This is a genomic window from Streptomyces sp. BBFR2, assembly GCF_044497305.1.
In the GTDB taxonomy this organism is placed as follows: Bacteria; Actinomycetota; Actinomycetes; order Streptomycetales; family Streptomycetaceae; genus Streptomyces.
Genome location: NZ_CP172415.1, coordinates 5421679 through 5431973 on the forward strand (window position 1 = coordinate 5421679; position 10295 = coordinate 5431973).

8 protein-coding genes are annotated in these 10295 nt (G+C 71.2%); 4 read left to right on the plus strand and 4 right to left on the minus strand.

Going from position 1 to position 10295, the window contains the following annotated elements; translation table 11 throughout:
- Positions 1–87: 87 nt before the first annotated feature.
- Complete coding sequence (locus tag ACGH2B_RS22040) at positions 88–2904, minus strand: ATP-dependent RNA helicase (RefSeq protein WP_399092534.1); 2817 nt, start codon at positions 2902–2904, stop codon at positions 88–90.
- 62 nt (positions 2905–2966) lie between these two features.
- Positions 2967–3794 carry a class I SAM-dependent methyltransferase gene (locus ACGH2B_RS22045; protein WP_399092537.1) on the minus strand — a complete coding sequence of 276 codons (828 nt, stop codon included), beginning with the start codon at positions 3792–3794 and terminating at the stop codon, positions 2967–2969.
- Between the two features lie 372 nt (positions 3795–4166).
- On the opposite strand from ACGH2B_RS22045, the gene rpsA reads away from it, so the two are divergent.
- The gene (gene rpsA / locus ACGH2B_RS22050) at positions 4167–5681 is read left to right on the plus strand and encodes a 30S ribosomal protein S1 (protein ID WP_399092540.1); all 1515 of its coding nucleotides are present in this window, start codon (positions 4167–4169) and stop codon (positions 5679–5681) included.
- A gap of 158 nt (positions 5682–5839) precedes the next feature.
- On the opposite strand, the gene ACGH2B_RS22055 is transcribed toward rpsA, so the two are convergent.
- A complete protein-coding gene (locus ACGH2B_RS22055; RefSeq protein WP_399092544.1) occupies positions 5840–6817 on the minus strand; it encodes a right-handed parallel beta-helix repeat-containing protein in 978 nt (325 codons plus the stop codon).
- Between the two features lie 445 nt (positions 6818–7262).
- Here ACGH2B_RS22055 and ACGH2B_RS22060 point away from each other — a divergent pair, with 445 nt between their 5' ends.
- The 3 genes from ACGH2B_RS22060 to ACGH2B_RS22070 all read left to right on the plus strand — a co-directional run bounded on the left by ACGH2B_RS22060 (position 7263) and on the right by ACGH2B_RS22070 (position 9759).
- Positions 7263–8210, plus strand: a complete 948-nt coding sequence (locus tag ACGH2B_RS22060; RefSeq protein WP_399092547.1) for a proteasome assembly chaperone family protein — start codon at positions 7263–7265, stop codon at positions 8208–8210.
- Between the two features lie 276 nt (positions 8211–8486).
- Positions 8487–9077: a dephospho-CoA kinase gene (gene coaE, locus ACGH2B_RS22065; RefSeq protein ID WP_399092550.1), complete on the plus strand. Its 591-nt coding sequence runs from the start codon at positions 8487–8489 to the stop codon at positions 9075–9077.
- Between the two features lie 274 nt (positions 9078–9351).
- The gene (locus ACGH2B_RS22070) at positions 9352–9759 is read left to right on the plus strand and encodes a tetratricopeptide repeat protein (protein WP_399092553.1); all 408 of its coding nucleotides are present in this window, start codon (positions 9352–9354) and stop codon (positions 9757–9759) included.
- Between the two features lie 99 nt (positions 9760–9858).
- Here the strand turns inward: ACGH2B_RS22070 and ACGH2B_RS22075 are convergent, their stop codons facing one another.
- Positions 9859–10173, minus strand: a complete 315-nt coding sequence (locus tag ACGH2B_RS22075; protein ID WP_399092556.1) for a DUF6343 family protein — start codon at positions 10171–10173, stop codon at positions 9859–9861.
- Positions 10174–10295: the final 122 nt, after the last annotated feature.

Sequence of the window (10295 nt, forward strand, 5' to 3'; positions counted from 1 at the left end):
CCGCCACCTCTGATACAGCCGTCTCTGCCCCCACCACGACCGGCCCCGTTCCTTCACCCCGGCAGCGCCCGCCCGGACCGGGGCACCTCAGCCCTGCCTTCCCTTCGCCTCCCTCGTCCCCTTCATCCGCGCCGTCGTGTACCGCGTCGGCTCGGCCGCCGACGGATCCTCCGGCCACGGATGCTTCGGGTAACGGCCCCGCAGCTCCGCCCGTACGGCCCGGTAGCCGTCCCGCCAGAAGGACGCCAGATCCGCCGTCACCGCCGCCGGACGCCCGGCGGGGGAGAGCAGATGGACGAGGACCGGTACCCGACCGCCCGCCACCCGCGGCGATTCCTGCTGCCCGAACATCTCCTGCACCTTCACGGCCAGCACCGGCTGCGCACCGCTGTAGTCGACCCGCACCCGTGAACCGCTCGGCACCTCGATCCGCTCCGGCGCCAGCTCGTCGAAGCGCACCGCGTCACCGGAGGCCCACGGCAACAGCCGCCCCAGCGCCGCCCCGGCGTCGATCCGCTCCAGATCCGCCCGCCGCCGCGCCCGCCCCAGCTCCACGCCCAGCCACTCCCCGGCCCGCTCCAGCAGCGCCGCGTCCGACACATCCGGCCACGGCTCCCCCAACTCCCCGTGGAGAAAGGCCATCCGCTGCCGCAGCGCCACCGCCCCCGCCGACCAGCGCAACAGCCCGACACCCTCCCGCCGCAGCCCCTCCACCACCGCCGCCCGCACCGCCCCCGCGTCCGGCGCCGCCAGCGGACGCGTCACCAGCTCGATCGCCCCCAGCCGCGCCACCTCCCGCGCCACGACCTCACCGTCCGCCCACCGGACCTCCTCGCCACGGGAGTACAGCGCACCCGCCGCCGCCCGAGCCGTCGCCTCGTCGATCACCGCCGCCAGCCGTACCCGCGCGGACGCCGAAGCCACCGGACGGTCCGCCACCGCGACCGCCAGCCACCGCGCCTCCCGCAACCGCGAACCCGCCTCGCCCGTCTCCGCCCGCGTCCCGGACGCCATCAGAAAACTGCCGCCACCCCGCGCCCGCGCCACCCGCTCCGGAAACGCCAACGCCGCCACCAACCCGGCCACCGCGTCGTCGTCCCCCGCGCCACCGGAGTGCCCGAGGGACCCTGCGGAGCCGTCCCCGGCGCTCGCCCCCTCACCCCCCGAACGCCCACGGACCCCCGGGGAACCGCCCGTGGCACCCGCCCCCGCGCCACCGGAGCGCCCGTGAGGTTCTGCGGAGCCGGCCCCAGCGCCCGCCCTCGAACCACCGGAGCGCCCGCGGGCCCCCGGGGAACCGGACCCGGCCCCCGCACCACCGAAGTCCCCCCGGCCCTCCGCGCCCCCACCCCCGTCGCCCGGACCGTCCGAGTCACCCTCCGGCCCCAGCCCCGTCACCGCCGACGTCAGCCGCCGGGCCTCCTGCCGCCACCGCGCGGCGTACGCGTCGCCGCCCCGCCGCGCCTGCCGCCACGCGGCCGCCAGATCGTCCCCGTACGATCGCGGCGGCTCCTCGCTCAGCAGCGCCACCACCTCGGCGGCCCGCCGTACCCCCACCTCCCGCGCACCGTCCAGCAACGCCCGCGCCAGCCGAGGCTCCACGCCCAGCCGCGCCAGCCGCCGCCCCCGCTCCGTCACCCGGCCGTCCGCGTCCACCGCGCCGACCGCGCCCAGCACCTCCCGCGCCGCCGCCATCGCCCCCGCGGGCGGCGGATCCAGCAACGCCAGCCCCGCCGCCGACGGATCACCCCAACACGCCACCTGCAACGCGAACGCCGACAGCTCCGCCACCTCGATCTCCGGGTCGGGGAACCGCGGCAACCGCCCGTCCTCCCCCTCCGACCAGCAGCGATACACCGCCCCCGGCGCCTCACGCCCGGCCCGCCCCGCCCGCTGCCGGGCCGCCGCCCGCGACGCCCGCACCGTCGCCAGCGCCCCCAGCCCCCGCGCGTGATCCGTCCGCGGCACCCGCGCCAGCCCGCAGTCCACCACCACCCGGACCCCCGGCACCGTCAGACTCGACTCCGCGACTGCCGTCGCCAGGACCACCCGGCGCACCCCGTCACCCCCGGCCAGCACGGCGTCCTGCACCTCCGCCGGAGCCCGCCCGTGGACCTGCAACACCTCCGCGTCCACCCCGGCCAGCAGCCCCGCGACCCGCCCGATCTCCCCGGCCCCCGGCAGAAAACAGAGCACATCCCCCGACCGCTCCCGCAGCGCCCGCCGCACCACGCCCGCCACATGCGCCAGCAACGCCGGATCCACCCGCATCCCGTGCGGCGGCCGCACCGGACGCTCCGGCGGCGCCCACACCACCTCCACCTCGTACGAGGTGCCCTCCGCCGTCACCACCGGAGCAGGCCCCTCCGCACCGCCCAGCAGCGCCGCCCACCCGGCCGCGTCCGTCGTCGCCGACGCCGCCACCAACCGCAGCTCCGGCCGCAGCGCGGCCCGTACGTCCAACAGGAACGCCGCCGCCGTGTCCGCGTCCAGATGCCGCTCATGGCACTCGTCGAGCACCACCACATCGACGCCCGCCAGCTCCGGATCCCGCTGCAACCGCTGAAGCAGCACCCCGGTCGTCACCACCTCCACGGCCGTACGCGGCCCCACCCGCCGCTCCCCGCGCACCGTGAACCCCACCCGCTCACCGACGCGTTCCCCCAGCAGCCACGCCATCCGCCGCGCCGCCGCCCGCGCCGCGATCCGCCGCGGCTCCGCCACCAGCACCCGCCGCCCCGGCCCCGGCCCCACGAGCCCCGCCAGCTCCAGCGGGACCAGCGTCGTCTTACCCGTACCGGGCGGCGCACACAGCACCGCGCTCCCCGGCCCGTCCAGGGCCTCACGCAGCGCAGGCAGCGCGGAACGGGCGGGCAGCAGACTCAGTACGTCATCGCGGATCACCCGCCCAGTCTGCCGCCCCCGCCGGCACCACCGGACGGGCCCGCCCGCTCACCGCAGCCGGCTCACTCCGCCTCGCACACGAAGATCGCCGTCCCCGGGATCAGATACCCGCGCAACGGCGACCAGCCGCCCCACTCCTGCGTGTTCTCGTCCGGCCACTCCGGCTCCACCAGATCCACCAGCCGGAACCCGGCCGCCACCACGTCCCGCACCCGGTCACCCACCGTCCGGTGATGCTCGACGTAGACCGCGCGCCCGCTCTCGTCCTGCTCGACGTACGGCGTCCGGTCGAAGTACGACGCCGCCACCGACAGCCCCTCGGGCCCCGGCTCGTCCGGGAACGCCCAGCGGATCGGATGCGTCACCGAGAACACGAACCGCCCGCCCGGCCGCAGCACCCGCCGCACCTCACGCAACACCCGCACCGGATCCGCGACGAACGGAATCGCGCCGTACGCGGAACACGCCAGGTCGAACGCGCCGTCCCGGAACGGCAACGCCCCCGCGTCCGCCTCCACCAGCTCCACCGCACCGCCCGGCGCGCCGTCCGCCCCGTCCGCGAGCCGCAGCGCGTGCTGCAACTGCCGGTGCGAGAGATCCAGCGCCACCGGGTGCGCCCCCTGCGCCGCCAGCCAGCGCGCGCACTGCGCCGCGCCCGCCCCGATCTCCAGGATCCGCAGGCCCTTCAGCCCCTCCGCCGGCCCGAGCAGCCCGGCCCGCTCCTCGTCCAGCCCCTCAGGTCCCCAGATGAACCGGTCGTCCCCGAGGAACGCGCCGTGCTCGTTCTGGTACTCGTCGGCGTTCCGGTCCCACCAGCCGCGGCTGGCCTGGCTGCTTTCCGTTGCCGAGGCATGACGTCGGGTCGCCTCCGGCTCGTACTCTTGGTTCATCGCGCCCGTCGTCGTAGTCTTCGCTGAACTTGCAGCAGTAGGGACGGCGAGGCCCTTCAGGCCCCGCGGAACATCACGCGTGCCGGTAATCGGGCGTTCTGCCCTGGGTGTGCGGCTTCGCGCATTGACCCTGCCCGGCTGCCCCCGTATGCTACAAGTTGCGCTGCGGGCTTGTGCGCCTCAGACGGAGCAGGTCGCGCTCGCATCTGTATGTATGTCCCCTCGGTTTTCGAGGCGTTTCGGTTGGCTCCGGTTCCATGCGGGGCTCTCGGGGAAACGCCTCTGACGCTGTCCGGCTTGTGCAGAAGCGATAACGGCTCTCGGCGTAGCAGTACCTACGACTTCAATGTCCGTACCGGAGCCCTTTCCCACATGACGAGCAGCACCGAGACCACCGCCACCACCCCGCAGGTTGCGGTCAACGACATCGGTAACGAGGAAGCCTTCCTCGCCGCGATCGACGAGACGATCAAGTACTTCAACGACGGCGACATCGTCGACGGCGTCATCGTGAAGGTCGACCGGGACGAGGTCCTGCTCGACATCGGTTACAAGACCGAAGGCGTGATCCCCAGCCGCGAGCTGTCGATCAAGCACGACGTCGACCCCAACGAGGTCGTCGCCGTCGGCGACGAGATCGAGGCCCTGGTTCTCCAGAAGGAGGACAAGGAAGGCCGCCTCATCCTGTCCAAGAAGCGCGCTCAGTACGAGCGTGCCTGGGGCACGATCGAGAAGATCAAGGAAGAGGACGGGATCGTCACCGGTACCGTCATCGAGGTCGTCAAGGGTGGTCTCATCCTCGACATCGGCCTCCGTGGCTTCCTCCCGGCCTCCCTGGTCGAGATGCGTCGCGTCCGCGACCTCCAGCCCTACGTGGGCAAGGAGCTCGAGGCCAAGATCATCGAGCTGGACAAGAACCGCAACAACGTGGTCCTGTCCCGCCGCGCCTGGCTGGAGCAGACCCAGAGCGAGGTCCGCCAGACCTTCCTCACCACCCTCCAGAAGGGTCAGGTGCGCTCCGGCGTCGTCTCCTCCATCGTCAACTTCGGTGCCTTCGTGGACCTGGGCGGCGTCGACGGTCTCGTCCACGTCTCCGAGCTGTCCTGGAAGCACATCGACCACCCCTCCGAGGTCGTCGAGGTCGGCCAGGAGGTCACGGTCGAGGTCCTGGACGTCGACATGGACCGCGAGCGCGTCTCCCTGTCGCTCAAGGCCACCCAGGAAGACCCGTGGCAGCAGTTCGCCCGGACCCACCAGATCGGTCAGGTCGTCCCGGGTAAGGTCACCAAGCTCGTTCCGTTCGGTGCGTTCGTCCGCGTCGACGAGGGCATCGAGGGCCTGGTCCACATCTCCGAGCTGGCCGAGCGCCACGTGGAGATCCCGGAGCAGGTCGTCCAGGTCAACGACGAGATCTTCGTCAAGGTCATCGACATCGACCTGGAGCGTCGCCGGATCTCGCTGTCGCTGAAGCAGGCCAACGAGTCCTTCGGTGCCGACCCGACGGCCGTCGAGTTCGACCCGACCCTGTACGGCATGGCCGCGTCCTACGACGACCAGGGCAACTACATCTACCCCGAGGGCTTCGACCCGGAGACCAACGACTGGCTGGAGGGCTACGAGGCCCAGCGCGAGGCCTGGGAGAACCAGTACGCCGAGGCCCAGCAGCGCTTCGAGCAGCACCAGGCGCAGGTCATCAAGTCTCGCGAGGCCGACGAGCAGGCTGCGGCCGAGGGCGCTGCGGCTCCCGTGGCCGGTGCCGGCAACACCGGTGGCGGCAACGCCGGCGGCGGCTCGTACTCCTCGGAGTCGGCGGACAACTCCGGCGCCCTGGCGTCGGACGAGGCCCTGGCCGCGCTCCGCGAGAAGCTGGCCGGCGGCCAGAGCTGAGAAGCTCCCCGCTAGGCACTAGCCGATAGGCGAAGGCCCGCCCCACTTCGGGGCGGGCCTTCGTCGTTCCCGGAGCCGACCGTGGCACGAGGAACGAGCACCGCGCCGGGGCTCAGCTCAGGGCCCGGGCCGCAGCCCTGCCGTTCGGCCTTCGCGGCTCAGCCCACCGGTATCCCCGGGTTGGCGATGCCGCGCCCGCCGGTCACGGTGTTGTCGCCCGCGATCGTCACGGAGCACTGCTTCGCGTCGTAGTTCGTGATGTTGAAGCCGTAGCGGCCCTTCCCGGAGGCGCCGCTCAGGTCGGACTTGTTTCCCTTGAAGACGGTGCCGCAGCCCCAGCCGTCCTCCTGGGTGTGGGTCTCGTAGCCGTTGTTGGTGGTGTGCTTGCCGGTGTTCTTCTCCACCAGGACGTCGTTGCCCTTCACATCGACCCAGGAGTCGTCGAAGTTCGCGCCGGTCAGCCCGCTGCCGTCGAAGGTGTTGCCGACGATCTTCGTGCCCGTCGTGCCTTCCTTCACGTCGACATTCTCACCGCCGACGCCCGGGCCGATGGTGTTGTTGAGGACCTGCACGTTGTCGCTGTGATCATCGGTGCCGCCCGCGCTGCCGACGTACACGCCCTCGCCCATTCCGCTGCCGCCCTTGCCGGTGTCGCGGATCGTCGAGTTCTTGATGACCCCGTTCTTGCTGGACTTACGGAAGTGGACGCCTTCCATGTCCAGATCGCGCACGGTCACCGAGTCGATCACGACGCCGTTCGCGCCGTCCATCATGATGCCCTTCTGGCCGCCGGAGACGGTGATGCCCTTGATCGTCCAGTACGAGGCGCCGTTCAGGTGCAGGCCGTAGCCGCCGCCTGCGGTGAGGATCGCTTTCGGTGATCCCGTGAGCGTGATCCGGGACCCGGAGCTGCCCGCGGCCGACGTCTTGAAGTTGCCTTTGTAGGTGCCGTCGGCGAGCTGGATCGTGTCGCCCGGCTTCGCGTCCGTGAGGGCGGACTTGAGCTGCGACGCGTTCGCGACGTCGATCACGCGGGCGGGGGAGGCGGCGGGGGAGGCGCCCGCCGTGCCGGCCACGACCGCGCCGACGGCCAGGGCGAGAGCGGCCGAGGTGGTGAGAAGAGGACCGGTGCGCATTCATCTGCCTTTCCGTATATGAACGTGGGGCGGAAATGTGAATCGCGAGAGTGGTCGAGAAGCTAGGGGCGCGGCAGTTCGAGCGTCAAGAGCCCTGCACGGGCATGAACGAAGACGCGGTTCAGAAGAGTGAACGAAAGGTGATGTGCGGGTGCACACGCCGCCATCCGGACCCCGTACCACCATGGGACCGTGTCACGTCATCGGAAGGACGCGAAGCGGCCGGATCCTCCACAATCCTCTGGAGCGTGCCGTTTCCCTTTCCCTGGCCGGAGACCCCGAGCCCGAGCGCGGGAAGACGGCGGTCCGACAGCCCGGCGACCCGGTCCCGCGACGGAACGGCGGCGGAAAACCTGGCCGGACGTTGTCGCGCCGACGATCACAACCGGGAATGTGGCACCCCGGCCGGATGTTGTCCCAGAGGACGCGAGGAGGAGCGGACACTGTGTTGGATCCCCAGGGATTGTACGAATGGGAGCCGAGCGGGCTCGCGGAGGTGGAAGCCATCACCGCCGAGGACTCCGCCGGGCTGGTGCTGCTGTACCACTTCGACGGCTACATCGATGCAGGCGAAACCGGCGACCAGATCGTCGAACGGTTGCTGGACGACCTGCCTCACCGCGTCGTCGCCCGCTTCGACCACGACCGGCTCATCGACTACCGGGCCCGCCGCCCCCTTTTGACCTTCGACCGCCACCGCTGGACGGCCTACGAAACGCCCAGCATCGAACTGCGGCTCGTCGAGGACACCACCGGCGCGCCCTTCCTGCTGCTGTCCGGGCCCGAACCGGACGTCGAATGGGAGCGGTTCGCCGCCGCTGTCCAGCACATGGTGGAACGCCTCGGCGTACGACTCTCCGTCAACTTCCACGGCATCCCGATGGGCGTCCCGCACACCCGCCCCGTCGGCATCACCCCGCACGGCAACCGCACCGACCTCATGCCCGGCCATGCCGACGTCTTCGAAGAGGCCAAGGTCCCCGGCAGCGCCGAGGCTCTGATCGAATTCCGGCTCGCCGAAGCGGGACACGACGTGCTCGGTGTCGCCGCACACGTCCCGCACTACATCGCCCGGTCGCCCTATCCGGACGCCGCGCTCACCGCACTGGAAGCGGTGACCGCCGCGACCGGCCTGGTCCTGCCCGGCGCCGCCCACTCGCTGCGCACCGAGGCACTCCGCACCCAGGAAGAGATCGAACGGCAGATCTCCGAAGGGGACGAGGAACTGGTCGCCCTGGTCAGCGGGTTGGAGCACCAATACGACGCGGTGGCGGGCGCGGAAACCCGCGGCAACCTCGTGGCGGAAGCGGTCGAACTGCCGTCCGCCGACGAGATCGGCGACGAACTCGAACGCTTCCTGGCGGAACGCGAGGCCGATGGCGGGGGCGCTTGACAGGCGGGGGAGACGGGGCGCGGCGGGGGCGATCTTTGAGGTTGGTGGACCTTGAGACCGGCGCTCTCCGGGATGGTGGCTTGCTCAGGGCTGCCGTGTGCTGACGGAGCGGTGGTTCAGGGGCCTGGGTTCCGCGGTGCGGGAGCCTGGCCTTCGGGCTTGGCGCCCCTGTGCTCGACGCCCCTTGTGCAGGGGCTTCCTGCGTCTGCGGAGGCCGATGCTTTTGATTCCGGTGGTCCCGAGCGGGGCCGTGAGCTCTGCGTATAGCGTGGGTGCATGGTGAAGGTGGGATTGACCGGCGGAATCGGAGCCGGCAAGAGCGAAGTCTCGCGGCTGCTGGCCTCCTACGGTGCGGTGATCGTGGACGCGGACAAGATCGCACGCGAAGTCGTCGCCCCGGGGACACCCGGACTGGCGGCAGTCGTGGCGGAGTTCGGCGATGACGTGCTGACGGAGGACGGGGCCCTCGATCGCCTCAAACTCGGCGGCATCGTCTTCTCCGACCCCGCCAAACTGCAGGCCCTCAACGCCATCGTGCACCCCCTCGTCGGAGCCCGCTCCGCCCAACTGGAAGCCGCGGCCGGGCCCGATGCCGTCGTCATCCACGACGTACCGTTGCTCACCGAGAACAGTCTGGCCCCGCTCTACGACCTGGTCGTTGTCGTCGACGCGGCCCCCGAAACCCAACTGGACCGGCTGGTACGCCTGCGAGGCATGTCCGAGGACGAGGCGAAAGCCAGAATGTCCGCCCAGGCCAGCCGCGAACAACGCCTCGCCGTAGCCGACCTGGTCATTGACAACGATGGCCCGTTGGAAGCTCTGGAGCCGCAGGTCCGTGAGGTTTGGGAGCGGGTGGGGGAGGGGTGAGGTGGGGGGCTTTTGGGCTTCCCCTCCCTCCCCCCGCCGCCCCTCCCGCCCCGCCCCTCCCCCTCCCCCCTCCCCCCTCCAGCCCCGCCCCTCTCTGCCGTGCTCACATCCGCGTCGTGTAGTTCTGCGTTTCGGTGACGACGGTCTGGTGTGCCTCGCTGATCTCTCGCCGACCTTCCCCCGGGAATGCGCGGGCGGATGTCGTGGTTGTGCGATGAGAATCCGACCGGGTGGTCCAAGAGGGGCACTCGGTACGTACCGGAAGGAGGCCGCCGTGCAGCAGCGCAGCCCCGAGACCTACGTCATCGACTACCGTGCCGCGGAGCAGTTGCTGGACGCCCGTGACCCCCGCGGCGCGATCCGGCTGCTCGATTCGGTCATCGCCGCGCACCCGGAGAACACCGCGGCGCGACTGCTGCGTGCTCGTTCCTTCTTCCTCGCTGCGCAACTCCGCCCGGCTGAGATGGAGTTCCAGGTTGTACTGGAGCGTGAGCCGGACAACGCGTTCGCGCATTTCGCCCTGGGGCGGACCTTTGAGCGGGCCGGTCGCCCGGACGAGGCGCAGCGCCACTTCCGCCTTGCCGCAGCCCTCGATCCGAGGCCCGACTTCATCGAAGCCGCCCGTTTCGGCTCCGGCGCTGACGAAGCCGGCCCCGGTCTGCCGCCTGCTTCCACTGTCTGAGCGTGCACTCCGGGAACCTGGAGCGGCCCCGCCTCGGCTTCCCTTCTTCTTCCTTTCCACGGGACGGTGACGTGGAAGGGGTGCCGGGGCGGCAGGGCTTTACGGGGGACGTGTTCTGCGTGGTCCGGATGGCCGAGGCCGGGTGAGAGCGTTGTTCTGCCCGCGGTCGGGCTCGTAGGGCGGTATGTCCTTGCCCGGCTGATAGTGCGGCCCCTGGTGGATGTGCCGGATGACCATGGCCAGGTCCATGAGCGTCACCATGGCCAGGGCGGCGCAGGCCGCTGCCCAGCCGGGTCTGCCGGTCATGACGAAAGCCACGGTTCCGGCGACGGCCCAGACCAGCCCCCAGATGATCAGGCCGAAGCGGATTTTCAGCGGACTGCGTGCGTGGAGAGGTTCATTTCCCGTGCGCATTGCCATCCATCTCCCGACTCCATGGTCCTCCCGAAACGCGACGTCGTCACTCACCAGCCCGTAGCGCCCCGTCACCCTGTGTATGAGGCGCGAGCCGTAGGTGGGGGCGGGGCGGTGAGGGG